Annotated in this window: 1 pseudogene; it reads left to right on the top strand. The window is 40.8% G+C overall.

Annotated features, from left to right (window positions below):
- Positions 1 to 419: pseudogene (locus J7R05_RS08415) on the top strand (ribose-phosphate pyrophosphokinase-like domain-containing protein); the annotation flags it as partial.

The following is a 419-nucleotide window of genomic DNA, read 5'->3' on the forward strand; positions in this document are numbered from 1 at the left end:
CATTGCAATTCTGACCCACAGCTTGCGAAATTTATTGCTAATTGTTTAAACATCTCCCTATGAGAAGCACCCGTCAAGCGTCGTGCTGATCTAGAGTTCTATGTTGAATTTTGTGTAAATGTGTGTTTAGGATAGGTGTTTGTGCTGTAATCAACCTCTTAACCAGCCAGTGAGCATTTGATGTAATTACTCATTATGATGGTTACCCTGCATCGTTCTTCAGCACGTCTTATTACAGCTGTTATTCCCTATTTTAGATATGCTCGCCAAGACCGTAAACCTGGACCTCGCTCCCCTAGCTCTGCAAAACTTGGTGCCAACCTGATTACTCAAGCTGTTGCGCATCTTTTTGTAACATTACTTCTTAATGCTGGACAGATCTATGGTTCTTTTGATATTCCTATTGTCAATCTCTATGC

Origin of the sequence: Bartonella capreoli, from assembly GCF_902813205.1 — a bacterium.
In the GTDB taxonomy this organism is placed as follows: Bacteria; Pseudomonadota; Alphaproteobacteria; order Rhizobiales; family Rhizobiaceae; genus Bartonella; species Bartonella schoenbuchensis.